The following is a 23592-nucleotide window of genomic DNA, read 5'->3' on the forward strand; positions in this document are numbered from 1 at the left end:
GCGTGGATTCTACCTACGGCGGACGAACTTGCGCTGCGGGCGCTTGCGGGCCTGCTGCTTCGGCGCGATGAGCGCCTGGTAGTCGCGCTCGTCCACGGGCTCGTTGCTGGCCTCGCGGGCGCCGGTGAGCTCGGTGAGCTCGTCGGAGCCGGGCTCGGTGTCGACGGTGCTGGCCTTGACGCCGGCCTGGTCGAGGATGCGTCGCATCAGCTTGCGCTGGTGCGGCAGCACGATGGTGGCGACGGTCCCGTCGGTGCCGGCTCGCGCGGTGCGGCCCGCGCGGTGCAGGTAGTCCTTCGAGTCGCGGGGCGGGTCCACCTGCAGCACCAGGCTCACGTCGTCGACGTGGATGCCGCGGGCGGCCACGTCGGTGGCGACGAGCACCGGCACGTCACCGGACTTGAACGCGGCGAGGATCCGGGCACGCGCCCCTTGGGTCAGGCCGCCGTGCAGGGCGCCGGCCATCACGCCCGCGTCGCGGAGCTGCTCGGCGATCCGGTCGGTGCCGCGCTGGGTGCGGGCGAAGATGACGGTCTTGCCCTCGCGCGACGCGATCTCGGCCGTGACGTCGATCTTGTGGTGCGGCTTGGTGATCAGGGCCGCGTGGGTCATCGTCGTGACGGAGGCCTTGTCGGAGTCCACCTCGTGCGTGACGGCGTCGTGCATGTACTTGCGCACGATGCGGTCCACCGCGCCGTCGAGGGTGGCGGAGAAGAGGAGGCGCTGGCCCTCGGCCGGGGTGGCGTCGAGGATGGCGGTCACCTCCTCCGTGAAGCCCATCTCGGCCATGTGGTCGGCCTCGTCGAGGACGACGACCTCCACGTTGCTCAGGTCCGCAGCGCCCTGCTCCATGAGGTCGATCAGGCGGCCGGGAGTGGCGATGACGACGTCGACGCCGCGCTCGAACGCGCGGATCTGGGGACCGTAGCCCATGCCGCCGGCAATCAGGGTGAGGTCGAGCTTCACCGCGGCGGCGAGCGGCGCGAGGTTGTCCGCGATCTGGAGCGCGAGCTCGCGGGTGGGGCTCAGGACGACGGCGCGCGGGCCGGGGCCCGAGCCCTCGGAGAGCCGCGTCAACAACGACAGCCCGAAGGCGAGCGTCTTGCCCGACCCAGTGCGGGCGCGGCCGAGGACGTCGCGTCCGGCGATCGCGTCGCGGATGGTGGCCTCCTGGATGGCGAACGGGGCGGTGATGCCCTGCGCGGCGAGGACGCCGACCATCGCCTCGGCGACGCCGAGCTCGGTGAAGCCGTTGGTCACGCCCTCGACACCCTCCACGGAGGTGGCCTCCCAGGCCATCTGGTCGGCCTCGGGGGCGTCCGACGCGCCGCGGTCGCGACGGTCGAAGCCGCGATCCTCGCGCGGCCCGCGGGACGGGCGGCGGTCGTCGCGGTCGAACCGGCGCTGCCCACCCCGGTCGTCACGGTCGAAGCGCGGGCGGTCGTCACGGTTGGAGCGGGGGCGGTCGTCGCGGTCGAACCGGGGACGGTCGTCGCGGTCGAAGCGTCGACGGTCACCGCGGTCGTCACGGTCGAAACGGGGGCGGTCGTCGGAGCGGCGGTCGAACCGGTCGCCACGGCGGTCGTCGGAGCGGTCACCGCGGAACCCGCGGTCATCACGGTCGAAGCGGGGCCGGTCGTCGAAGCTACGGCGGTCGTCGCGGCGCTCGAACCGGTCACCACGACGATTATCGGAACGGTCATCGCGACGGAAACCGCGGTCGTCGCGGCGGTCGTCACGGTAACCGCGGTCGTCGCGGAACCCGCGGTCGTCGCGGTTGTAGGGACGGCGGTCCTCGCGGCGGTCCCCGGCGTCGCTGCCGTAGCGCCTGGGCCGCTCGTCGTTGATCCTGACCTCCGCGCCCGGCGCGTCACCGGTGTAGCGACGCTTGCCGTACGGCTTCGCGCTCTTGCGGCGGTCGCCGCGGTCGTCCCAGCGGGGGTTGAACGAGGGCTTCTCGCGACGGTCGGCACCGCGGTCGCCGGCGGACCGGTCGTCGCCGCGATCGACGAACTGCTGGGCGCGCCGCTCGGCGCGGTTGCGGGGCTGCTCGTCGCCACGGCCGAACTCGGGCCGGCCCCCGCGTCGGCGAGGGCCCTTCCCCTTGGCAGCACGCTGCTCCGGACTCCACCGTTTCTTCGGTGTGCCGTCAGCTTTGTGGGATTTGGGAGCGCGAGCCATGGAGACCTTCAGGTTTGGGGGTTTGGAAAGATGGTGGCCGCGATGCGCAGCCTTCTTAGCTTACGCGAAGTCATCGCTCCCCCCAAATGCGCCTCAACTGGCGAGGAGCCGCCCCCCGCGCACGGACATCGCCATCGCGTGCCGGTAGTGGTCCACGAGTTCCCCGCAGACGTTGTGCCAGCTGCGGTCCAGCGTCGACTCGCGCGCCGCCTGCGAGAACGCGGCCCGCTTGGCGTCGTCACCGATGAGGTCGACGACGTGGCCGCGCATCTCGTCGAGCCGGCCCGGGGTGTACAACCAGCCGGTGCGGGACTGGTCGACGAGGTCGATGGGGCCGCCGCGGCGGGGCGCCACCACCGGCAGGCCGGAGGCCTTGGCCTCCTGGATCGACTGGCAGAACGTCTCGAGCTCACCGGTGTGGACGAAGAGGTCGAGGGACGCCATCGCCACCGGCAGGTCGTCGCCGGTGAGCTGGCCGAGGAACGCGGCGCCCGGCAGCAGTTCCTCCAGCTGGGCGCGGCTCGGGCCGTCGCCGATCACCACGAGGCGGGTGCCGGGGATGTCGCGCAGGTGGGCGAGGTCCTCGACGCGCTTCTCGGAGGCCAGCCGGCCCATGTACCCGACCAGGCGTTCGCCGTTCGGGGCGAGCGCCTTTCGCAGCCGCTCGCTGCGCTTGGCCGGGTCGAAGCGGACCGAGTCGACGCCGCGGCCCCACACCCCGACGCGCGGGACGCCCTGCTCGACCAGCTGGTCGCGGGCGAAGGTGGACGGCGCGAAGTTGAGCGTGGCCAGCGAGTGCGTCTGCCGGACGTGGTACCAGAGCAGCGGCTCGAACGCCGCGAAACCGTACCGGGCGGCGTAGCTCGGGACCTCGGTCTGGTAGATGCCGACCATGGGGATGCCCAGTTCCGCGGCCACCGTGGCGGCCTTGTAGCCGACGACGAACGGTGCCGCCAGGTGGATGACGTCGGGCGCGAAACCGACGAGCACCTTGCGCAGGTGCATGTTCGTGGTGGTGACCACGCGGACCGTCTCGTAGCCGGGGAGCCCGATGCTCGTCACAGGCACGACGGGAAAGCCGACGGCCTCCTTGGGCGTCTTGTCCGCGTCGGCCGGAGCGATCACCATCGCCTCGTGGCCCTCGGCCCGGAGGTGTTCGAGAACCCTCAGGATGGAGTTCGTGACTCCGTTCACCTGAGGCAGGAACGATTCCGCAACGATCGCTACGCGCACACCGCGAGTCTACTCCGCCGCCGAGCCAAGTCCTCTTCGCCGGGCGAACGGCAGGTGAACAACCGGCGAACTCTGTCAGCCGTGCTCGTGGTAGGTGTCCTGCTCCTCGGTGAAGTCCTTCACCGGCGCCACGATCTCTCGGGAGCTGCCGTCGTCGAACACCAGCGTGCAGGCGATCTCCTCGGAGCCGACGGGCAGCTCGCGCGTGAGGCCCATGAGCATGATGTGCGGACCGCCGGGCGCGAGGTGCTGGTGGGAACCGGCCGGCACGACGATGCCGTCCTCGGCTTCCTGCATGACCATCTTCCCGTCGGCCATCACCATCTCGTGCAACTCGGTGGAGCGGGCGACGTCGCCGCAGTCGGCCGACACGAGCAGGACGTCCTCCTCGGACGGGTTGGTGAGGTTGACGTAGACCGCGGTCATGTCGGGGCGCTGCGCGCCGTCGGTGGTGCGCACCCAGGGTTCGCCGGCGATGACGCCCGGCGAGGCGTTCGAGGAGCAGCCGACGAGCAGCAGCACTGCCGCAAGGGCCAAGGGAGCCTTCATGTACGCGAGTGTATTGGAATGCTGCCGGGCGCTCGACCCGAGTCGCTCCTCCTCACCGCCACGCCTACACTGGGGGCCCATGGCGGATGTCTCCAGACGCGGACTGTTCGGCGCCGGTGCGGGCGCAGTCGCCGGCGTGGGCCTGGCGGCCAGCGTCGGGCTCGCGCGCCCGTCCGCGCAGGCCGAGGCCGCCGGCGTCAGCGGGCAGACGTACTCCCCCTTCGGTGCACATCAGGCCGGGGTCACCACCCCCACTCCCGCCGCGGCCCGGCTCATGGCGTTGGACCTGCGCGCGGAAGTCGACAGAGCCGCCCTCGGGCGACTCATGCGGGTCTGGTCCACGGACATCGCGGCGCTGATGGCCGGGCGCCCCGCCGCCGGAGACACGCTGCCCGACATGGCGTTGGGCGGGGTGTCACTGTCCGTGCTCGTCGGGCTCGGGCCGAGGGTGTTCGAGCTTGACGGGCTCCGCCAGCGGACCCCCGTCGGGTTCCAGGAGATCCCCGCGATGCGGCACGACCGCCTGACCGACGCGTACTCCGGCGGCGACCTGCTGCTGTGGATCAGCGCCGACGACTTCACCACCGTCGCCTATGCCGCCCGCCGGCTCGTCCACGACGCGGCGCCCTGGGCCGACCTGCGCTGGTCGCAGCAGGGCTCGTGGCGTGGGATCGGCAAGGACGGGCAGCCCGCGACGGGGCGCAACCTCTTCGGCCAGGTCGACGGCACCGGCAATCCCCGCGGGGAGGCGTTGGACCGCGCGGTCTGGTCCGAGGACGGCTGGCTCACCGGCGGCACCCAGCTCGTCGTCCGGCGCATCGAGATGGACCTCGACGAGTGGGACCGGCTGATCCGCCACGAGCAGGAGCGGGCGATCGGCCGCGACCTGGCGACCGGGGCCCCGCTGACGGGGGGCGACGAGCAGACCCCGCTCGACTTCGCGGTGCTGCGCGACGGCGAGCCGGTCATCGCCGACAACGCCCACTCGCGGCTCGCCCACCCCGACCACAACCGGGGCCGGACGATGTACCGTCGGGGCCTCAACTACGCCGACGACACCGGCTCGGGCCTCATCTTCTGCGCCTTCCAGTCCGACATCTCCAAGCAGTTCATCCCCGTGCAGCGCGTGCTCGACGACTTCGACGCGCTCAACGAGTGGACCACCGCCGTAGGCTCGGCGGTGTTCGTCATCCCGCCGGGGATGCGCGAGGGCGGGTACCTGGCACAGGGCCTGCTGGAGTAGACGAAAGGACAACAATGAGCGACATCATCCGCACCGAGAAGGCGCCCGAGGCCATCGGCCCCTACTCCCAGGCGGTCAGGGTCGGTGACTTCGTGTTCACGTCGGGCCAGATCCCGCTCACGCCCGCGGGCAGCCAGGACGCGGAGACCGTCGCCGAGCAGGCGAAGCAGTGCATCGACAACGTCGAGGCCATCCTGAACGAGGCGGGCCTGACGCTGGCGAACGTGGTGAAGACGACGATCTTCCTCACCGACATGGCGGACTTCGCCACGGTCAACGAGGTGTACGGCCAGGCCTTCCAGGAGCCGTACCCGGCCCGCTCGACGGTGGCCGTCGCCGCGCTGCCGAAGGGCGCCAAGGTGGAGATCGAGGTGGTCGCCCACGCCTGATCAGGCGTCGAGGTTCGCGACCACCGTCGGCAGGAACTCCGTGAGCCGGTCGGGCGGGTAGGGGCCGGGATGCCGCTGGGCGGCCAACGCCTGGACGCTTGCGCCCATCGCGGCGGCCTTCCAGGCGGGCAGTCCCGCTGCGAGCAGCGTCCCGCAGATGCCGGCCAGCACGTCGCCCGAGCCTGCCTGCGCGGTCCAGTTCGGCCCCCGCACGGCGACGGTCACCCGGCCGGAGGGCTCTGCGACGTACTGGGCGGCACCCTTGAGCAGCACCGTCGCGCCGTGGCGTCGGGCGGCCTCGCGGGCCGCGCCGAGCGGATCGGCCTCCACCTCGTCGCGCCCCACGCCCAAGAGCCGGGCGAGTTCCCCCGCGTGCGGGGTGAGGAGCCAGCCCTCCATCCCGCCGTCGGGCAGGACCCCGAGGGCGTCCGCGTCGACCACCAACGGCAGGCCGAGCTCCACGGCGCGGGCCATACGCGCCTCGTCGGGCTCACCCCAGCCGGAGCCCACGACCGCGGCCTGGGCCCTCCCCTCGCCGAGCACGACGCTCGGGAAGCGGCCCAGCACCAGCCCCGACGGGGCGCCGCCCGCGTAGCGGACCATCCCCGCGCCCGCGTGCAGCGCGCCGGAGATGCCGAGGAGCGCCGCGCCCGCGTAGCGCTCGGACCCGGTGTCGAGCAGCACCACCCCGCGCGAGTACTTGTCCGACGCGGCGTCCGGCGTCGGCCACCAGTTGGCGAGGTCGCTCTCCTCCAGTATCCGCAGGTCGGTGGCCGGCACGGGAACTCCGATGTCCTGCACGACGACGTCGCCGCAGCGGGAGGCCGCGGGCTCGACGACGTGGCAGGGCTTCCGTGCGGCAAAAGTGGCGGTCACCGTCGCGTTGAAGCTGTGCCCCACCGGACCCCCGTCCGTGCCGAGCCCGCTCGGCTGGTCCACCGCGAGCACGGGCACCTGCCATGCCTCGCAGGCGGCGGCGAAGGTGGCGACGTCGGGCGGAAGGCCCGGGCGCGCACCAAGCCCGGTGAACGCGTCGATGACGAGGGAGGCGTCCGCGAGCCGCGCACGGGCCGACGCGGGGTCCCCCACCTCGCGGCAGCCGGCGGACCTGGCGGCGGCGAGGCCCTCGTCGTGGGCCCTGCCCGCCGCGAGCCAGAGGAGCACCTCGCGCGACTCGGCCAGCGTCGCCGCGGCGAACAGGCCGTCGCCGCCGTTGTTGCCCGGGCCGACGACGACGAGCACCGGGCCCTCGGGTGCCATCTCGTCCGCGACCCTGGCCACGCCGGCGGCGGCGCGCGTCATGAGGTCGACGTCGGGATCGGCGTCCCAGACGGCCCGCTCCGCGTCGCGCATCTGTTGCGCGGTGACCACCGTCTTCATGATTCGCACACCACCATCGCGGTCGTGAAGCCACCGTCGTGCGAGATCGACAGGTGGATGCGGCCGATCCGCATCGCCTTCACGCGCGCCTCGACCGTGCCGCGCACGTCGAAGTACGGCTGGCCCTGCCCGTTGCGTCTCACCTCGCAGTCCAGCCAGCGCATGCCGCCGGGCGAGCCCAGCGCCTTGGCCAGGGCCTCCTTGGCGGCGAACCGGGCCGCCTGGGACTCGATCGACAGCTCGCGCTCCGCGCTGGTGAGCAGGCGCTCGGCGAGCCCGGGCTGGCGGTTCAGGGCGGCGGAGAACCGCTCGATGACCACCATGTCGGTGCCGATGCCTACGATCACGCCCCCAGCTTAGGGGTGCGCCTCACTCAACGGTGACGGACTTGGCGAGGTTGCGCGGCTGGTCCACGTCGTGGCCCATCCGGGTGGCCATCTCGCACGCGAAGAGCTGGAGCGGAATGATGGCGACGAGCGGCTGCAGCAGCGTGGAGACGTGCGGCAACGCCCAGAACGCCGCCGCGTGCTCCCGCGCCTCCTCGTCGCGCTCCTCCGCGAGCACGATCGTCCGCGCCCCGCGGGCCCTGACCTCGGAGATGTTCGCGATGACCTTGTCGCGCAGCTGGTCGCGGCCGGCGGGCGGGACCACGACGAAGATCGGGATGCCCTCGTTCACGAGCGCGATCGGCCCGTGCTTCAGCTCGCCCGCCGCGAAGCCCTCGGCGTGGATGTAGGCGAGCTCCTTCAGCTTGAGCGCGCCCTCGAGCGCCGCCGGGTAGCCGACGTGGCGGCCGAGGAACAGCATCGACTGGGTCTCCTTCAGCCGGTCCGCGAGTTCGTACACCTCGGGCGCCTTGTCGAGCATCCCTTGGATCAGTTGCGGCATGCGCTCGAGCTCGCCGAGGACGGCGGCGATCTCGTCGCCGTACTTCATGCCGCGCACCTGCGCGAGGTAGAGGCCCAGCAGATAGCAGGCGACGAGCTGCGTGGTGAAGCCCTTCGTCGACGCCACGCCGATTTCGGGGCCGGCGTGGGTGTAGATCACGGCGTCCGACTCGCGCGGGATCGTGGCGCCGTTGGTGTTGCAGATCGCGATGACGCGCGAGCCCTGCTCGCGGGCGTGGCGGAGCGCCATGAGGGTGTCGGCGGTCTCGCCGGACTGCGACACGGCCACGACGAGCGTGTTCGCGTCGACGATGGGATCGCGGTACCGGAACTCGCTGGCCAACTCCACCTCGCAGGCGACCCGCACCCAGTGCTCGATGGCGTACTTGGCCACCATGCCGGCGTAGAACGCGGTGCCGCAGGCCACGATGATGATCTTGTTGATTCGCCGGAGCTCCTCGGGGCGGATGTGGAGCTCGTCGAGCACCAGCTCGCCGCGCTCGTTGAGGCGACCGAGCAGGGTGTCGGCGACGGCCTTGGGCTGCTCGAAGATCTCCTTGCGCATGAACCAGTCGTAGCCCTGCTTCTCGGCGGCCGCGAGGTCCCAGTCGACGCGGAAGGCGTTGGTCTCGGCGGGCGCCCCGTCGAAGTCGACCACGTTCACGCCGTCGCGGGTGATCTCGACGATCTGGTCCTGCCCCAGCTCCACGGCGTCACGGGTGTACTCGATGAACGCCGCCACGTCGGAGGCGAGGAAGTTCTCGTCCTGACCGATGCCCACGACGAGCGGCGAGTTGCGGCGCGCGGCGACGATGCGGTCCGGGTCCTGCGCGTCCATCGCCACGAGCGTGAACGCCCCCTCGAGCCTTCCGACGACCGCCTGCATCGCCTCGGTCAGCGAACGGCCCTGCTCGACCTCCCGGTTCAGCAGGTGCGCGGCGACCTCGGAGTCGGTGTCGGAGGCGAACTCGGTGCCGTCGAACTCGGCGCGCAGCCTGGCGTAGTTCTCGATGATCCCGTTGTGCACGATCGCGATCCGGCCGGCGACGTGGGGGTGCGAGTTCGCGTCGGTGGGGGCGCCGTGGGTGGCCCAGCGGGTGTGGCCGATCGCGGACGGCGCGTCGGGCAGCGGCTGCTCGGCGATCGACTCCTCGAGGTTGCTGATCTTGCCCTGCCGCTTGCGCCACTCGACGCCCCCGTCGGAGGCCAGCGCGACCCCCGCCGAGTCATAGCCCCGGTACTCGAGGCGCTTCAGGCCAGAGATGACGACTTCGCTGGCGGGGCGAGCCCCGACGTATCCGACGATTCCACACATGGGGAGAAATGTACAAGATGATTGCGCACTTCTTGACATCGTCGCCCCGGGGACTGCGGCACCGCCCGGATCGTCCCGCCGCGCGGGCTACCGCTAGTGTTGCGTGGACCAGAACAAAGGAGATCAGGTGGCCCGCCCCTACGTGACCCTGCGCCGAGACACCTGGGCGGCGCTGTCCAACCACACCGAGATCCGGCTCGACGAGGACACCCTCGCCCGGCTGCGCGGCATCGGCGACCCGACCAGCCAGGCGGACGTGGCGGAGGTCTACCGGCCGCTCACGCAGTTGCTGCACCTGACGATGGTCAACGCGGGACGCCTGAACGACCAGCGCAACGACTTCCTGCGGCTCAACGTCGCCCGCACCCCGTTCGTGATCGCGGTGGCGGGGTCGGTCGCCGTCGGGAAGTCGACGGTGTCCCGCCTGCTCCAGGAGCTGCTCCGTCGCGCGCCCGGCTCACCGAAGGTCGACCTGATCACCACCGACGGCTTCCTCTACCCCAACGCGGAGCTGCAGCGCCGCGGCATCCTCCACCGCAAGGGGTTCCCCCAGTCGTACGACCGGCGGGCGTTGCTGCAGTTCGTCATGGACGTGAAGTCCGGCTCCCCGCGCGTCGAGGCGCCCGTCTACTCCCACTCGAAGTACGACATCGTCCCCGATGAGAAGATCGTGGTCGAGCAACCGGACATCCTCATCGTCGAGGGCCTGAACGTGCTGCAGCCCGCCAGGGTCGAGAAGAACGGGCTCTCCGGGCTCGCGATCAGCGACTTCTTCGACTTCTCGGTCTTCGTCGACGCGAAGGAGGCGCACATCAAGCAGTGGTTCACCTCCCGCTTCCTGGAGCTGCGTCGCCGGGCCGCGGGCAAGGACGAGGGGTTCTTCGTCCAGTACCAGGACATGAGCGAGGAGGAGGCCGCGGGGTTCGCGTCGGAGGTCTGGGACACCATCAACGGCCCCAACCTGCGCCAGAACGTCGCCCCGACGAAGCAGCGCGCCACCGCCATCCTGCGCAAGAACTCCGACCACCTGATCTCGGAGATCAGCATCCGCAAGGTCTGAGTGCCGCTCACCTGTCTCCGGTCCGATTCCCCTGCCGAACTCGGCGGGTGAATCGCACCCGACTCAGGTGGCCCGAACCGACGCAGGTGAATCGCACCCAGGGCAGGTGGCCCGAACCGACGCAGGTGAATCGCACCCAGGGAAGGTGGCCCGAGCACCCGGCGGGGCTACCCATAGACTGGCCGGCATGAGTGACAGCAACACCAACCGCCGCGACCCGTTCTCCGAGGCCTTCAAGAAGTTCATCGTCTCGGACTGGGCCCCGTACTCCAGCGAACTACCGGCGAGGCTGCCGGCCGCGGAGTGGGCCGCGAAGCGCCGCGAGCGGATCAGCGAGCTGCACCCGGGCGCGACGCTGGTGTTCCCCGCCGGTCCGCTGAAGGTCCGCTCGAACGACACCGACTACCGCTTCCGCCCGCACACCGCGTTCGCCTACTTCACCGGCCTCGGCGAGGACCGCGAGCCGGACGCAGCGCTGGTGGTCGCCGACGGTGAGCCGCTGCTGTTCTTCCGGCCGCGCGCCCCGCGCACCGACCGCGAGTTCTACGCCGACGCCCGCTACGGCGAGATGTGGGTGGGCCAGCGCGACTCGCTCGACGAGATGTCGAGCGCCGTCGGGTTCGAGTGCCGCGACATCCGCGGCCTCGAGGAGTTCCTCACCGGCCGCGGGGACATCGTCGTGATCCGCGACGTGGACCCCGCCGTCACCGAGCTGGTCGACAGGGTGCGCGGCGGGTCGAGCGACGACGACGCCGCGCTGGCGCGCAACGCCTCCACCCTGCGCTTCACCAAGGACGAGTTCGAGGTCGGCGAGATGGGCCGCGCCATCGCCGCGACGAAGGTGGGCTTCGAGGCCGTCATCCGCGAGCTGCCGAAGGCGGTCGCGGGAGGCCGCGGCGAGCGCTGGGTCGAGGGCATCTTCGCGCTGCACGCCCGCCACCTCGGCAACGCCGTGGGCTACGACACGATCGCGGCGAGCGGCGACCACGCCAACACGCTGCACTGGATCCGCAACGACGGGGAACTCCGCGACGGCGACCTCCTCCTGATGGACGCCGGGGTGGAGGTCAACTCCCTCTACACCGCCGACATCACCCGCACGCTGCCCATCGGCGGCAGGTTCACCGATGCGCAGCGCCGCGTCTACGACGCGGTGTACCGCGCCCAGGAGGCGGGCATCGCGGCCGCCCGCGCCGGCGAGCCGTTCAAGAACGTGCACGCCGCGGCGATCCGGGTGGTGGCGGAGTTCTGCGACGAGCTCGGCATCCTGCCGGTGAGCGTCGACGAGTCGGTGTCGGAGGACGGCGGGCACCACCGGCGCTGGATGGTGCACGGCACGTCGCACCACCTCGGACTCGACGTGCACGACTGCGCGCAGGCCTCGCGGGAGGACTACCGCGAGGGCGACCTGCGGGCGGACATGATCATCACCGTCGAGCCCGGCATCTACTTCAAGTCCACCGACCTGCTGGTGCCCGAGGAGTACCGCGGCATCGGGATCCGCATCGAGGACGACATCCTCGTCACCGACGGTGACCCGATCAACCTGAGCGACGCCCTGCCCCGCACCGCCGACGAGGTCGAGGCCTGGATCGCCGACCTCCAGGCCTGACCCCGGTCAGACGACGGGGTTGCCGTCGGTGATGTCGTAGACGGACCAGCGCGGCTGCTCCACCCTGCGGATGAACCCGCGGACGAGGTCCGCCACGGTGCCGGGCGCGGAGACCGTCACCTGGTGGGCGACGTCGTGGACGATGCGCAGGTCGGCGTTCGGCGCCGACGTCGCGACGAGCTCGACGTCGGCCATCGGCGTCGACTTGTCCTTGTCCCCCACCACCAGCAGCATCGGGGTGAGGATCTTGTCGAGGTCACCGCGGATGTCGTGCTCGGACAGGGCGCGGCACAGCTGGGCGTAGGAGTGGTCGTCGGAGGCGGCCAGACCCTCCATGATCGCCGCGACCTTCCCCGGTTCGGCCGCGATGAAGTCGGGCGTGAACCAGCGCATCCGGGTCTCCTCGACGAGCGACACCGTGCCGTTGGCCTCCACTCGCTCCGCGCGCTCGAGCCAGCCCTCCTTGGTGCCGACGGTGGCCGCCGACGAGACGACGACGACGCCGTCGAAGGTGTCGCTGTGGTCGCGGGCGAGGTAGAGCCCGAGCGCGCCGGACAACGAGAGCCCGGCGTAGTAGGTGGGCAGGTCGGCGCGCTGCTGGCGGACGGCCTTCGCGACGTCGGCCAGTCGGTCGGCGAGCCCCTCCATGGACGGCTCCACCTCGTCGTCCCAGTCGGGCGCGACGCCCTGGCCGGGGAGGTACGCGTAGACGATCAGCGCGTCCTTGGCGAGGTGGCCCGCCACCTGCCCCCACTGGTGGGCGGTGTCGCCCCCGAGGCTGCCGCTCAGGACGAGGATGCGCTTGGCGTCGACTTCGGGGTTGTACAGGTGCCACGTGAGTTCCATGACCCAAACCTACTAAGCGGCGGCGGCACCGGGACCGGTGGGCGGCATTTCGCTGAGCCACCCCGCCGTCGAATAAGTCCAAAAACCATGTAATAATTGCGGGACGTTCCACTACCCGTAAATGGAGAGCCAATGACGACCGAACTGCCCATCGCCGAGAAGAGCAGCCACGCCTGCAACTGCGGACACGACCACGAGGCGCAGATCCCGACGCTCGACGCGCGCGAGATCCCCCACGCCCTCCGCCACGCCACGATCCTGGGCGCCGTCGCATCGCTCGGCAAGGGCTCGTCGATGGCCCTGATCGCCCCGCACAACCCGCTGCCGCTGCTCGGCCAGATCCGCGACGCCCATGGCGACTCGATCGACATCTCGTACCTGTCGGAGGAGCCCTGGACGCTGAAGTTCACGCGCGTCTGATGCACCGCACCCCGAGCGCCAGGACGCGGCCCGCCACCAGTTGGCGGGTCGCGTTCCTGGCGTTGGGCGGGGTGTCGCTGCTCGCGGGGCTCAACGCCGCCCTGCTCCTGGTCGGCGTCTGGGCGCCGGTCACCTCGTCGCACCTCCCCGGCTCCCACGGCCTGATCATGACGCTCGGCTTCATGGGCACCGTCATCGCCCTCGAGCGCGCGCAGGCGCTGCGCCAGGGCTGGGCGTACCTGGCCCCCGGCACGCTGGGCGCCGGCGGCATCGTCATGGCGCTCGGCCACACCTGGCTCGGCGCCATGCTGCTCGCCGAGGGCGCGCTGTTCTTCGTCCTCGTCTACCTCGCGCTCTGGCGACGCGCGCCGCTGCCGCTGGTCGCCGTCCAGGTCATGTCGGCCCTCATGGCGTTCTCGGCGGCGGCCCTGGCGCTCGTCGCCCCGATCGCCGACCTGATCCCCGTGCTCGCGGCGTTCATCGTCCTCACCATCGCCGCCGAACGGGCCGAACTCGCGCAGCTCACCATGGGCCGACGCGCCATCCCGCTCCTCGTCGGCTTCGCGGCGGCGCTGACGCTCGCCACCGTCGCCCATCTCCTGTGGCCCGGCGTCGGCTCACGCGCCTTCGGCCTGGTGCAGGCGCTCATCGCCCTCTGGCTGCTGCGCGACGACGTCCCCCGCCGCATGGTGCGCGCCGATGGGCTGCGCCGGTACAACGCCGTCGCGTTGCTGTTCGGCTACTTCTGGCTGCTGGTGGGAGGCGCGACGTGGCTGCTCACCGGCGGGCACGCCGGCACCCCCGCGTACGACGTCGTCATCCACACGACCTTCCTCGGGTTCGGGGTGTCGATGATCATGGCGCACGCGCCCATCATCTTCCCGACGGTGCTCGGCCGCCCCCTGCCCTACCGGCCCTACTTCTACGTCCCGCTGCTCGCCCTGCACGCGGGGCTCGCCGTCAGGGTGGCCGGCGACTTCCTCGGCCAGGGGCCGGTGTGGCAGGTTGGCTCCGTCATCACCGTCCTCGCCATGCTGTTGTTCGTGATCGCCTCGGTGATGGCGGTCGTCACCCATCGAGACCCCCGGAAAGCAGTGTCCGCATGACCACCCTCAGTACGCCGCCGGCCCGCCCCACCACGGCCAAGCCGCGCAAGCTGCGCGACTTCGTCGCGCTCGGCTGGCTGGCCGTCCTGCTCGTGGTGGTGCTGACCCACCAGTGGGTCCCCGCCTCGTCGTGGCTCATGATCCACCTGGTCCTGCTGGGCGCGCTGACGCACTCGGCCCTGGTCTGGAGCGAGCACTTCGCCCACACCCTGCTGCGCACCTCCCTCGACGACGACGGCCGGCGCCGCCAGGACGTCCGGATCGCGCTGCTGGGCATCGGCTCCCTGGGCGTCTTCATCGGCTACCCGTGGGGCCAGTGGTGGCTGGTGCTGGTGGGCGTGCTGCTCGTCGCGGCCTCGGTGCTGTGGCACGCGGTGCACCTCTACCGCCAGCTGAAGGGCTCGCTGCCCAACCGCTTCCGCGTCGTGTCGCGCTACTACATCGCCGCCGCCCTCATGCTGCCCGTCGGCTCCGGTTTCGGGGCGACGCTGGCGTTCGGCCTGGCGGAGCCCTGGTACGGCCGTTTCCTCATCGCGCACATGGCCGTCAACCTGCTCGGCTGGATCGGGCTCACCGTCACCGGCACGCTCGTCACGTTCTGGCCGACGATGGTGCGCGCCCGCATGGACGACCGGGCGGAGCTCCTGGCGCGGCAGGCGCTGCCGCTGTTCGTCGCGGGCATCGCGGTCCTCACCGGCGGCGCGCTGGTGGGCTCCCAGTGGGTGGCGCTCGCCGGGCTCGGGCTCTACGTCGCCGCCCTCGTCTGGTGGGGCCGGGCGCTGTGGGCACCGGTGCGGGCGAAGGGCATCCGCGAGTTCGCGCCGGCGTCCGTGGGGATCGCCATGGTCTGGGCTTCCGTCGGCCTGGTGTGGGTCGGGTACGTACTCGCCACGGCGGACACCTGGGCGGACGTGACGGTCGCGCTCCCCACGATCGGCGGCGTCTTCGCGGCCGGGTTCGGGGCCCAGCTGCTGTTCGGCGCCCTCACCTACCTCGTCCCGTCGGTCATGGGCGGCGGCCCGTCCGTCGTCCGCGCCGGCCAGTCCGCCCTGCACAAGTGGACGACCTTCCGGCTCGTGGTCCCCAACCTCGCCATCGTGCTGTGGCTGCTGCCCTCCCCGTCGTGGGTCAAGGTCCTGGCCACCTCCGTCGGCGCGCTGGTGATGGCGACGTTCCTGCCACTGCTGGTGATCGGGGCGGTCCGCTCCGCCCGCGCCCTCCGCGCGGTGCGGGCGGGCGAGAAGCCGGAACCCCCGCAGGAGTTGAGGGCCTGGACCGGCAGCGGGCTCATCGCCGGGCTTGCCGCCATCCTGCTGGCGGTCACCGCGGGCGTCGCGATCGACCCCGGCGCCGTCGGCATCGCCACGACCACCGGCCCGAGCCGGGCGGTGGCCGCGACGGGCAACGTCACCCGGGTGGAGGTCACCGTCGACGGCATGCACTTCGTGCCCAGCCGCATCGAGGTGCCGGCGGGCGACCGGCTCGTCATCGACTTCCGCAACACGGGCACCGACGTGCACGACCTCGTCGTGGGCGACGCCCGCACCCCGAGGCTCGCGCCGGGCGACTCGGCCGAGCTGGACGCCGGCGTCATCGGCGCCGACGTCGAGGGCTACTGCTCCGTCGCCGGTCACCGCCAGATGGGGATGGTGCTCGAGGTGGTCGCCGTCGGCGGCGAGTCCACCGGCCACGACGGGCACGCCGCGGCCCCGGCCGCGGTCGGCCAGGTACCGGACGTGCCGGGCGCGGGGCTCACCGAGTTCGTCGACCCCGAACTGCCTCCCCTGACCGACGAGACCGTCCACCGGATCCGCTTGGTCGTGACCGAGGTGCCCCTGGAGGTGGCGCCCGGGATCTGGCAGACCCGCTGGACCTACAACGGCCGTTCGGTCGGGCCCACGCTGCACGGGCGCGTCGGGGACGTGTTCGAGATCACGCTCGTCAACGACGGCACCATCGGCCACTCGATCGACTTCCATGCCGGTGCGCTGGCGCCGGACCGGCCCATGCGCACCATCGCCCCCGGCGAGGAACTCGTCTACCGCTTCACCGCCGAGCGGGCCGGGGTGTGGATGTACCACTGCTCCACCATGCCGATGAGTTCCCACATCGCCGCCGGCATGCACGGCGCCGTCGTCATCGAGCCCGAGGGCCTGCCCGAGGTGGACCACCAGTACGTCCTGGTGCAGTCGGAGGTCTACCTCGCCGGCGCCGCGGGCTCCGCGGAGGAGGCGCAGGAACTCGATGCGGCGAAGATCGCGGCCGAAACGCCCGACCGGGTCGTCTTCAACGGCATCGCCAACCAGTACGACCTCCACCCCTTCCGCGTCCGGACGGGCGAGCGGGTGCGGTTCTGGGTGCTCGCGGCCGGACCCAACCGGCCGATCGCCTTCCACGTCGTCGGCGGCCAGTTCGACACGTCGTGGACGGAGGGCAGCTACACCCTGAACCGCGGGGTGTCGCCAGACGGAGCCACCGACGGCGGCGCCCAGGTCCTGCCGCTCCTGGCCGCCCAGGGCGGCTTCGTCGAGCTGACGTTCCCCGAGCCTGGGCACTACCCGGTGGTCAACCACGTCATGCTCGACGCCGAGCGCGGGGCGCACGGCATCGTCGAGGTCACGGACTGACCGCGAGTAGGGTGGGGCGCATGAAAAAGCCAGTGGTTGAAATCCCCGACACCGACGCCCCCGCCGACCTCCAGCTCGACGACCTCACCGTCGGCGACGGCCCGGAGGCCAAGCCGGGCCAGCGCGTCCAGGTGCACTACGTCGGCGTCGCCTGGAGCGACAAGAAGCAGTTCGACGCGTCCTACGACCGGGGCGAGCCGCTGACGTTCGTCCTCGGCGCCGGCCAGGTCATCCAGGGCTGGGACCAGGGCATCGCCGGCATGAAGGTGGGCGGCCGTCGTCGCATCACAATCCCGCCGCAGCTCGGCTACGGCCAGCGCGGCGCCGGCGGCGTGATCAAGCCCAACGAGACGCTCGTCTTCGTGTGCGACCTGGTGGGCGTCGCCTGACCTAGCCCCTCGAGCGCAGACCGATCGCCTGCACGACGGAACTCAGTCCGTTGTGCAGGCGACCTTCGTTCAGGCGCCGCTCCACCAGGCGCACGTCGAGCTCCCAGCCCTCGCTCCAGTCGTCCTGCACCTGCGCGCGGGTCACCAACAGCGCGGGGTCCTTCGGCCCGCCGGTGCCGAACGCCGGCTGGGCACGGGTGTACGCCTCGAGCAGCAGGACTCCCCCGGCGCGCGTCTGGGCGGTGAGCGTACGGGCGACGGCGTGCCCGAGCTCGGCGGGCAGGTGGCAGAAGATGCTCACCACGGCGTCCCACGGCCTCACCGGGGCCGGATGGTGGACGTAGTCGGCGAGGTCGACGTGCCAGGTCTCGACCGCCACCCCGCGGCGCCGCGCGAGCGCCTCGGCCTTCGCCAAGCCCGCCGCGGACTGGTCGAGGCTCACGACGTCGTGGCCCAGCCCCGCGAGGAAGACGCCGTTGCGGCCCTCCCCGTCGCCCACGCACAGCAGCCTCGACCGCGGCCTCAACAGCTTGGCGTGCTCGCGCAGGAAGTCGTTGGGTTCCTCGCCGTAGACGTAGCCCTCGGCGGCGAACCGCGCGTCCCAGTCGACGGTCACGAGAACAGGCCGGAGCGGTAGCCGGGCATCGTCGCGAGCAGTTCGCGCGCCTGCTGGGCAACCTTGTGCTCGACGAGGACCTCGAAGTTCGTGGCCACCGTGTCCCGCATCGACTCGAACTCCCGCTTGCCGCCGGCCAGCGAACGCCCCAGCCCGGCCGTGACGACGCCGGTGAAGACGCCGATCGCGAGGCCGAGCAGCAGCATGAGGAGCGGGTTGTCGCCGCCGACGAACAGCAGCAGCATGAGCCCCATCAGGAAGCCCGTCCCGATCCCGGACAGGGCCCCGCGGCCGAGGACCCGCGGCCACGTCCTGGGCGCGATGACGCGCTCGACGAGCTTCAGGTTGGTGCCGACGATCATGAGGTTCTCGACGGGGAACTTCCGCTCGACGAGGAAGTCGACGGCCTTCTGGGCGTCCTCGTACGCGCCGAACTCGCCCAGCGACTGCGGGTAGTTCAGCTGGAAACGGTCCTTCAAACCCATCCATTCCTCCTTCGGTGCCTCCAAGGCTACCCGTCGGGTAGCCGGTACATTTGTGCGCATGGCACAGGTCTTCATCTCGCGCGTGATCGGGCTGCCGCTCGTCGACGCGTCCGACAGCCACGTCGGGCGGGTGAAGGACATCATCTGCTACACGCGCCCCGACGGGCGTGCACCGAGGGTCAAGGGCCTGGTGGTGGAGCTCTTCGCCAAGCAGCGCATCTTCGTGCCGATGCTGCGCGTCCACCACGTCTCCGCGCACCAGGTGAGCATCACGGGCACCATCGACACCCGCCGCTTCCAGCGTCGCGCGGGCGAGCTGCTCGTCGCCGGAGACCTGTTCGACCGACCCGTGGAGCAGGGCGACGCGGTGGCGCGGATCCTCGACGTGTCGATGCACGAGGTGCGCAGCCACGAGTGGGAGTTGAGCCAGGTGGCGCTGCGCACCAACACCAGGGTCGGCCGGTTCGGCTTCGGCGGACGCTCGGAGATCAAGGTGGAGAGCTGGTCGGAGGTGCCGTGGCTGCACGCCTCGACGGTCCGGACCACCGCCACCCTCGTCGCGGAGTTCGCGGACATGAATCCCGCCGACGTGGCCAAGGAGCTCCACGACATGGACCCGCAGCAGCGCGGCGAGGTGCTCGAGGCCCTCGACGACGAGACCCTCGCGGAGGCGATCGAGGAGCTCCCCGAGGAGGAGCAGATCGAGGTCATCTCGGCGCTCGCGACGGAGCGCGCCGCCGACGTGCTGGGCGAGATGGACCCCGACGACGCCGCGGACCTCATCCGTGACCTGCCCGACGCGGTGGCCGAGGACCTGCTGGAGCACATGGAGCCGGAGGACGCCTCCGACGTGCGCCGCCTGTTGGTCTACGGCGAGTTCACCGCCGGCGGCATGATGACGCCCGAGCCGGTGATCCTCGACACCGACGCGACGGTGGCGCTGGCGCTCGCGCACGCCCGCCGCGAGGAGCTCACGCCCGCGCTCGCGTCGATGTGCTTCGTCTGCCGACCCCCGCTCGAGACTCCCACCGGCCGCTACATCGGCGCCGTCCACATCCAGCAGTTGCTGCGCTCGGCTCCGACGCTGCTCGTCACCACGATGATGGACGAGCACCTCGAGCCGCTGCACCCGAACGACCCGCTCGCGAAGGTGAGCCGGTTCTTTGCGACGTACAACCTCGTCGTCGCGCCCGTGGTCAACGACGCCGGCCACCTCGTGGGCGCGGTCACCGTCGACGACGTCCTCGACCACATGCTCCCCGACGACTGGCGCGGCGACCAGATGGACGAGCCGGAGGACACGGGGGTGACGCGTGGCTGAGGATGACCTCTCCAAGCCGGGGCGGCTGAACCGCCTCGCGCTGCCCAAGGTGCAACTGGATTCGGAGACGTTCGGGCGCTTCGCCGAGGCCGTGGCCCGGTTCATGGGCACGGGCAAGTTCCTCGTCTACATGACCGTCTTCGTGCTCGTCTGGGTGACGATCAACGTGGTGGGGCTCTTCGGGCTGCGCTGGGACCCGTACCCGTTCATCCTCCTCAACCTGTTCTTCTCCACCCAGGCCTCCTACTCCGCGCCGCTGATCCTCCTGGCGCAGAACCGGCAGGAGGACCGCGACAAGATCAGCCTCGACGAGGACCGTCGCCTCGCCGCCCAGTCCCGGGCCGACATGGACTTCCTCGCCCGCGAGATCGCCGCCATCCGGATGCACCTCGGCGAACTCGCCACCCGCGACTTCGTGCGCTCCGAGTTGCGCGGCGAACTGCGGGACCTCACCGACCGTCTGGAGAAGCTCAATGAGCGGAGTTGACCGAATCGACGCCCGGCCCGCGGCCGAGGTGCGCTGGTTCGCCGTGGTGTCCTTGGTCGGCCACGTCGGACTGCTGGCGCTCGGCGCCTCGGCGCTGTGGCGGATCAGCGGCGGCTGGTGGGTGGGGGCCGTCACCGCACCGGTGTTCGCGGTCGCCTATGCTGCCATGTGGCGGTTCCTGTTGGCCCCGGGCTCGCGTCGACGGTTGGGGCAGCGGGAACGGTTCACCCTGACCCTCGTCGTCGTGCCGCTGGTCGTGGTCCTCGCCGCGCTCGGGGAGATCTGGCTGCCCGCCCTCATCATGGGCAGCTTCGTGCTCCTGGGGGACTCCCTCAACGAGCGCTGAGTGCGCGGCAATAAACTTGAACATATTGGAAAAACTGGAAGGATGGGTCGGGTGACCGAACACCCCCTGATTCCCCGCGTCCGCGCGGCCCTGCACACCGTCGAGGATCCCGAGATCCGCCGGCCGATCACCGAACTGGGGATGGTCGACCAGATCGTCGCCACGGAGGACGGCGCCATCACCGTGCGGGTCCTGCTGACCGTGTCGGGCTGCCCGATGCGCAGCGAGATCAACACCCGCGTCGAGAACGCGGTCTCCCAGGTCGAGGGCGTGACCGGCGTCACAGTCGAGCTCGGCGTCATGAGCGACGAGCAGCGCCAGGCCATGCGCCAGATGCTCCGCGGCGGCAAGCCCGACAAGGTGATCCCCTTCGCGCAGCCCGGCAACCTCACCAAGGTGATCGGCGTCGCGTCCGGCAAGGGCGGCGTCGGCAAGTCCTCCGTGACCGTCAACCTCGCCGTCGCGCTGGCCAAGATGGGCCGCAGCGTCGGCGTGCTGGACGCCGACATCTACGGCCACTCCGTTCCCGACCTCCTGGGCCTGGGCGAGGCGCGCCCCACGCTCGTCGAGGACATGATCATGCCGGTCCCCGCGCTGGACGGGCTCAAGGTGATCTCGGTCGGCATGCTGAAGCCCAGCCGCGACCAGGTCGTCGCGTGGCGCGGCCCGATCCTCGACCGGGCGCTCACGCAGCTGCTGAGCGACGTCTTCTGGGGCGACCTCGACTACCTCATCCTCGACCTGCCGCCGGGCACCGGTGACGTCGCGATGTCGCTCGGCCAGAAGATCCCGGGCTCAGAGGTGCTCGTCGTGACCACGCCGCAGCAGGCGGCCTCCGACGTCGCCGAGCGTGCGGGAACGATGGCGCACATCATGGAGCAGCGGGTGATCGGCGTGGTGGAGAACATGTCGTGGCTCGAGCACACCTGCCCGAACTGCGACGAGGTGCACCGCCTCGAGCTGTTCGGCGCGGGCGGCGGCGAACTCGTCGCCGAGGCGCTCACCGACCGGGTGGGCTACTCCGTCGAGCAGCTGGCGCAGATCCCCTTCGACGAGGCGCTCCTGGCCGGCGGCGACCGCGGCACCCCGATCGTCGACTCGGCCCCGGACCACCCCGCGGCTCGGGCGCTCACGCAGCTCGCGCAGGACATCGCGTCGCGGAAGCCCTCGCTGGTGGGCCAGCGGCTCAACCTGATGACGTAGCAGCCGGCTCCGCGCCTCAGGTAGCTTCGGGATCGAAGGGCGCGGGACGGTAGGACGCCTCGGCGCCCGCATCGTCGGCCTCGGGTTCCTTCACCTTGGTGGAGGCCTTGGCTGTGGTGCGGGCGTCGGCCATTTCCGACTCGACGTTCTTCGTCGCGTCCTCGAGCGTGGCCTTCATCGCCTCGATCTCCCGCTTGGCCTCCTCGATTGCCGCGACCTCCTGGCTGAGGTGCTTCTTGATGAAGGCCTTCGGGTTGAGGTCCTTGAGCTCGAGGTCCGAGTACTCGGGACCGAGCTGCTCGCGCAGGCTGTTCTGGGTGTTGTTCGCGACGTTGCGCAGGTACACGAAGATGCGCGCCGCCTTCCTTGAGTACTCGGGCATCTTGTCCGGCCCGAACAGGAGGATGGCGAGGACGACGATCAGAACAAGCTCTACTCCGTCGATCCCAAACACGACCTGAATGCTACCGTGTCAGCGCAGCCCGGTGAGCCGCCCCATCCCGCTGGACAGTCGCACCCACAATCCGTCCTTGTGGGGCGCGGGTTCGGGAAGGTCTCGCATGGCGGTGGCGATGAGCTCCGGTGAGCCGTTGGTGGCCACCGACACCACGCCGCGGCCCGCCTGCCACGCCGTCACGGTCGGCAGCCCCGCAGCCGCCCGGGCCTCGATGGGCCCGTCCTCGAGCAGCATCCCGTCCACCCACGACGCGGTGAGCGTCTGGATGCCATCGGAGTAGACGAGGCTCATGCTGTGCTCCCCGTCGGACGAGGCGTACGCGACGAGCGGCAGCCCCGCCAGGGTGTAGGGGCACGACGAGAAGCCGACGCACCAGCCGCGTGTGCCGCCCGTCGACGCCCTGGACAGCGAGATGAGCTGGGTGCGGTTCTCGGGCAGCTCGGTCTCGCCCACAGTGAGCTGGTCGTAGGCCACGACGATGGTCGGCCGGCCCTCGCTGTCGTAGCGCTCCGAGCGCAGCGTCAGCCCGGTCTCGACGTCGAGCCACCACCGCGAGACCGTGCGGTCCCCGTCGCGGGCCTCGATGATCATGGCCGGCCGGTCCGCGACCTCCCCCAGGGTCGGGAAGGTGAAGAAGTCCCAGCGGGCAGGAACGGACACGTCGCCGCCTCGGAACTCGGGCAGGAACGTGGACATGAACCGGCTGCCCCGGCGGTCGAGCACGACGAGGTTGGACCCCTCTCCCGCGACCCGGTCGACGAGCACGTCGCTCGTGACGAACCGGCGCTCGTTGTTGGTGACCCACACGCGCTGGACCCCGGTGAGCGAGACGTCGGACTCCTGCGCCTGGTCGAGGAGCGCGTCCACCGCCTCCGCGGAGATCGGCAGCGCCTGCCCCTGGGGCACGCGGCCCACGACGGCCTCGTCGGCCAGCCCGAACTTCGCACCGCGGTTCTGCGCCAGCAGCACGGCGCCGACGGCCTCCTGGACGCTGATCGCCGTCGTCTGCATCGCGAACTGCTCCCGGGCCTCGCCGAGCGGATCGGTGATCAGGCGCGGGTCGGGGGCCAGGATGATCGCCAGGACGACCACCGACATGGCGACGACGAGCGCGGCCGCCGACGACTGGGTGAGGCGCCGACGACGTGCCCGCCGCTTCGACGGGAGCTCTCCGACCGGGCCGCTGGCGATGTAGAGCGGCTGCGAGGAGTCCTCGCCTGCGATGGCCTCGAGACGGCTCGCGAGCGAGCTGGGGGCGCAGACCTCGCGGCTGCAGGACGCGGACAGGGCGGACCGGAGTTCACGGATGGCGACGACCTCGTCGCGGCACGGCTTGCAGCCGGCAAGATGGTAGGCGACCTCGCTCCACCGGCGCGGCGGAAGGGTCTCGTCGACGAACGCCGAGAGTGACTCGTGGTACTTCGCGCAGCCCCGACTCAC

General features: G+C 71.2%; 23 protein-coding genes. 12 read left to right on the forward strand and 11 right to left on the reverse strand.

The annotated features are described in order from the left end of the window. Positions 1 to 9 precede the first annotated feature (9 nt). The 3 genes from BLR46_RS15405 to BLR46_RS06750 form a co-directional block, all read right to left on the reverse strand. Positions 10 to 2181, reverse strand: a complete 2172-nt coding sequence (locus BLR46_RS15405) for a DEAD/DEAH box helicase (RefSeq protein WP_093250239.1) — start codon at positions 2179 to 2181, stop codon at positions 10 to 12. 93 nt (positions 2182 to 2274) lie between these two features. Beyond that, on the reverse strand, positions 2275 to 3414 hold the full coding sequence (locus tag BLR46_RS06745; RefSeq protein WP_093250241.1) for a glycosyltransferase family 4 protein: 1140 nt from the start codon (positions 3412 to 3414) through the stop codon (positions 2275 to 2277). Positions 3415 to 3489: 75 nt separating this feature from the next. Further along, positions 3490 to 3963, reverse strand: a complete 474-nt coding sequence (locus tag BLR46_RS06750) for a copper chaperone PCu(A)C (RefSeq protein ID WP_093250790.1) — start codon at positions 3961 to 3963, stop codon at positions 3490 to 3492. Between the two features lie 79 nt (positions 3964 to 4042). Between BLR46_RS06750 and BLR46_RS06755 the strand changes: the two genes are divergently transcribed. Both BLR46_RS06755 and BLR46_RS06760 read left to right on the forward strand, forming a co-directional pair. After that, entirely contained in the window at positions 4043 to 5206 is a 1164-nt protein-coding gene (locus BLR46_RS06755) for a Dyp-type peroxidase (RefSeq protein ID WP_176761689.1), read from the forward strand. 14 nt (positions 5207 to 5220) lie between these two features. Then, positions 5221 to 5595: a RidA family protein gene (locus BLR46_RS06760; protein WP_093250244.1), complete on the forward strand. Its 375-nt coding sequence runs from the start codon at positions 5221 to 5223 to the stop codon at positions 5593 to 5595. On the opposite strand, the gene BLR46_RS06765 is transcribed toward BLR46_RS06760, so the two are convergent. Genes BLR46_RS06765 through glmS form a run of 3 tightly spaced genes read right to left on the reverse strand, consistent with a single transcriptional unit; the run spans position 5596 to position 9177 of the window. Then, entirely contained in the window at positions 5596 to 6975 is a 1380-nt protein-coding gene (locus BLR46_RS06765; protein WP_093250247.1) for a bifunctional ADP-dependent NAD(P)H-hydrate dehydratase/NAD(P)H-hydrate epimerase, read from the reverse strand. Continuing rightward, positions 6972 to 7322, reverse strand: coding sequence for a holo-ACP synthase (locus tag BLR46_RS06770; RefSeq protein WP_093250248.1), 351 nt, complete (start codon positions 7320 to 7322; stop codon positions 6972 to 6974). Before BLR46_RS06770 ends, BLR46_RS06765 begins: the two co-directional genes overlap by 4 nt. Before the next feature lie 22 nt (positions 7323 to 7344). Then, on the reverse strand, positions 7345 to 9177 hold the full coding sequence (glmS, locus tag BLR46_RS06775; RefSeq protein ID WP_093250251.1) for a glutamine--fructose-6-phosphate transaminase (isomerizing): 1833 nt from the start codon (positions 9175 to 9177) through the stop codon (positions 7345 to 7347). A gap of 103 nt (positions 9178 to 9280) precedes the next feature. Here glmS and coaA point away from each other — a divergent pair, with 103 nt between their 5' ends. Next, on the forward strand, positions 9281 to 10237 hold the full coding sequence (gene coaA / locus BLR46_RS06780; RefSeq protein ID WP_245701567.1) for a type I pantothenate kinase: 957 nt from the start codon (positions 9281 to 9283) through the stop codon (positions 10235 to 10237). A 187-nt stretch (positions 10238 to 10424) separates the two neighbouring features. Next, complete coding sequence (locus BLR46_RS06785) at positions 10425 to 11849, forward strand: aminopeptidase P family protein (protein ID WP_093250256.1); 1425 nt, start codon at positions 10425 to 10427, stop codon at positions 11847 to 11849. 6 nt (positions 11850 to 11855) lie between these two features. Here BLR46_RS06785 and BLR46_RS06790 read toward each other — a convergent pair whose 3' ends face one another. Continuing rightward, a complete protein-coding gene (locus BLR46_RS06790; protein WP_093250259.1) occupies positions 11856 to 12695 on the reverse strand; it encodes an alpha/beta fold hydrolase in 840 nt (279 codons plus the stop codon). 132 nt (positions 12696 to 12827) lie between these two features. On the opposite strand from BLR46_RS06790, the gene BLR46_RS06795 reads away from it, so the two are divergent. Genes BLR46_RS06795 through BLR46_RS06810 form a run of 4 tightly spaced genes read left to right on the forward strand, consistent with a single transcriptional unit; the run spans position 12828 to position 17237 of the window. Further along, positions 12828 to 13115, forward strand: a complete 288-nt coding sequence (locus BLR46_RS06795) for a DUF2249 domain-containing protein (protein ID WP_093250261.1) — start codon at positions 12828 to 12830, stop codon at positions 13113 to 13115. Continuing rightward, on the forward strand, positions 13115 to 14221 hold the full coding sequence (locus BLR46_RS06800; RefSeq protein ID WP_245701569.1) for a hypothetical protein: 1107 nt from the start codon (positions 13115 to 13117) through the stop codon (positions 14219 to 14221). The genes BLR46_RS06795 and BLR46_RS06800 overlap by 1 nt, the downstream gene beginning before the upstream one ends. Then, positions 14218 to 16848 carry a multicopper oxidase domain-containing protein gene (locus BLR46_RS06805; RefSeq protein ID WP_093250263.1) on the forward strand — a complete coding sequence of 877 codons (2631 nt, stop codon included), beginning with the start codon at positions 14218 to 14220 and terminating at the stop codon, positions 16846 to 16848. The genes BLR46_RS06800 and BLR46_RS06805 overlap by 4 nt, the downstream gene beginning before the upstream one ends. A gap of 20 nt (positions 16849 to 16868) precedes the next feature. After that, positions 16869 to 17237 carry an FKBP-type peptidyl-prolyl cis-trans isomerase gene (locus BLR46_RS06810; RefSeq protein ID WP_093250265.1) on the forward strand — a complete coding sequence of 123 codons (369 nt, stop codon included), beginning with the start codon at positions 16869 to 16871 and terminating at the stop codon, positions 17235 to 17237. A gap of 1 nt (position 17238) precedes the next feature. On the opposite strand, the gene BLR46_RS06815 is transcribed toward BLR46_RS06810, so the two are convergent. Further along, entirely contained in the window at positions 17239 to 17853 is a 615-nt protein-coding gene (locus tag BLR46_RS06815) for an SAM-dependent methyltransferase (protein WP_093250268.1), read from the reverse strand. Then, the gene (locus BLR46_RS06820) at positions 17850 to 18338 is read right to left on the reverse strand and encodes a YflT domain-containing protein (RefSeq protein WP_093250269.1); all 489 of its coding nucleotides are present in this window, start codon (positions 18336 to 18338) and stop codon (positions 17850 to 17852) included. The genes BLR46_RS06815 and BLR46_RS06820 overlap by 4 nt, the downstream gene beginning before the upstream one ends. A 58-nt stretch (positions 18339 to 18396) precedes the next feature. Between BLR46_RS06820 and BLR46_RS06825 the strand changes: the two genes are divergently transcribed. Genes BLR46_RS06825 through BLR46_RS06840 form a run of 4 tightly spaced genes read left to right on the forward strand, consistent with a single transcriptional unit; the run spans position 18397 to position 21695 of the window. Further along, complete coding sequence (locus tag BLR46_RS06825; protein ID WP_093250270.1) at positions 18397 to 19659, forward strand: magnesium transporter MgtE N-terminal domain-containing protein; 1263 nt, start codon at positions 18397 to 18399, stop codon at positions 19657 to 19659. Continuing rightward, positions 19652 to 20146, forward strand: a complete 495-nt coding sequence (locus tag BLR46_RS06830; RefSeq protein ID WP_176761690.1) for a DUF1003 domain-containing protein — start codon at positions 19652 to 19654, stop codon at positions 20144 to 20146. The genes BLR46_RS06825 and BLR46_RS06830 overlap by 8 nt, the downstream gene beginning before the upstream one ends. Beyond that, positions 20133 to 20492, forward strand: coding sequence for a hypothetical protein (locus BLR46_RS06835; RefSeq protein WP_093250273.1), 360 nt, complete (start codon positions 20133 to 20135; stop codon positions 20490 to 20492). The genes BLR46_RS06830 and BLR46_RS06835 overlap by 14 nt, the downstream gene beginning before the upstream one ends. A 42-nt stretch (positions 20493 to 20534) precedes the next feature. Further along, positions 20535 to 21695: an Mrp/NBP35 family ATP-binding protein gene (locus BLR46_RS06840; protein ID WP_093250275.1), complete on the forward strand. Its 1161-nt coding sequence runs from the start codon at positions 20535 to 20537 to the stop codon at positions 21693 to 21695. 16 nt (positions 21696 to 21711) lie between these two features. On the opposite strand, the gene BLR46_RS06845 is transcribed toward BLR46_RS06840, so the two are convergent. Both BLR46_RS06845 and BLR46_RS06850 read right to left on the reverse strand, forming a co-directional pair. Then, a complete protein-coding gene (locus tag BLR46_RS06845; protein WP_176761691.1) occupies positions 21712 to 22149 on the reverse strand; it encodes a sec-independent translocase in 438 nt (145 codons plus the stop codon). Between the two features lie 18 nt (positions 22150 to 22167). Continuing rightward, positions 22168 to 23592 carry a zf-HC2 domain-containing protein gene (locus BLR46_RS06850; protein WP_093250278.1) on the reverse strand — a complete coding sequence of 475 codons (1425 nt, stop codon included), beginning with the start codon at positions 23590 to 23592 and terminating at the stop codon, positions 22168 to 22170.

The sequence above is a fragment of the Tessaracoccus oleiagri genome, assembly GCF_900103275.1.
Classification (GTDB): domain Bacteria; phylum Actinomycetota; class Actinomycetes; order Propionibacteriales; family Propionibacteriaceae; genus Arachnia; species Arachnia oleiagri.

What these genes read in the sequence shown, in the direction of transcription:
- BLR46_RS15405 (WP_093250239.1), bottom strand. Translation starts at nt 2,181, where the DNA reads ATGGCTCGCGCTCCCAAATCCCACAAAGCTGACGGCACACCGAAGAAA.
- BLR46_RS06750 (WP_093250790.1), bottom strand. Translation starts at nt 3,963, where the DNA reads ATGAAGGCTCCCTTGGCCCTTGCGGCAGTGCTGCTGCTCGTCGGCTGC.
- BLR46_RS06755 (WP_176761689.1), top strand. Translation starts at nt 4,043, where the DNA reads ATGGCGGATGTCTCCAGACGCGGACTGTTCGGCGCCGGTGCGGGCGCA.
- BLR46_RS06760 (WP_093250244.1), top strand. Translation starts at nt 5,221, where the DNA reads ATGAGCGACATCATCCGCACCGAGAAGGCGCCCGAGGCCATCGGCCCC.
- BLR46_RS06765 (WP_093250247.1), bottom strand. Translation starts at nt 6,975, where the DNA reads ATGAAGACGGTGGTCACCGCGCAACAGATGCGCGACGCGGAGCGGGCC.
- glmS (WP_093250251.1), bottom strand. Translation starts at nt 9,177, where the DNA reads ATGTGTGGAATCGTCGGATACGTCGGGGCTCGCCCCGCCAGCGAAGTC.
- BLR46_RS06785 (WP_093250256.1), top strand. Translation starts at nt 10,425, where the DNA reads ATGAGTGACAGCAACACCAACCGCCGCGACCCGTTCTCCGAGGCCTTC.
- BLR46_RS06790 (WP_093250259.1), bottom strand. Translation starts at nt 12,695, where the DNA reads ATGGAACTCACGTGGCACCTGTACAACCCCGAAGTCGACGCCAAGCGC.
- BLR46_RS06795 (WP_093250261.1), top strand. Translation starts at nt 12,828, where the DNA reads ATGACGACCGAACTGCCCATCGCCGAGAAGAGCAGCCACGCCTGCAAC.
- BLR46_RS06800 (WP_245701569.1), top strand. Translation starts at nt 13,115, where the DNA reads ATGCACCGCACCCCGAGCGCCAGGACGCGGCCCGCCACCAGTTGGCGG.
- BLR46_RS06805 (WP_093250263.1), top strand. Translation starts at nt 14,218, where the DNA reads ATGACCACCCTCAGTACGCCGCCGGCCCGCCCCACCACGGCCAAGCCG.
- BLR46_RS06810 (WP_093250265.1), top strand. Translation starts at nt 16,869, where the DNA reads ATGAAAAAGCCAGTGGTTGAAATCCCCGACACCGACGCCCCCGCCGAC.
- BLR46_RS06820 (WP_093250269.1), bottom strand. Translation starts at nt 18,338, where the DNA reads ATGGGTTTGAAGGACCGTTTCCAGCTGAACTACCCGCAGTCGCTGGGC.
- BLR46_RS06825 (WP_093250270.1), top strand. Translation starts at nt 18,397, where the DNA reads ATGGCACAGGTCTTCATCTCGCGCGTGATCGGGCTGCCGCTCGTCGAC.
- BLR46_RS06835 (WP_093250273.1), top strand. Translation starts at nt 20,133, where the DNA reads ATGAGCGGAGTTGACCGAATCGACGCCCGGCCCGCGGCCGAGGTGCGC.
- BLR46_RS06840 (WP_093250275.1), top strand. Translation starts at nt 20,535, where the DNA reads ATGGGTCGGGTGACCGAACACCCCCTGATTCCCCGCGTCCGCGCGGCC.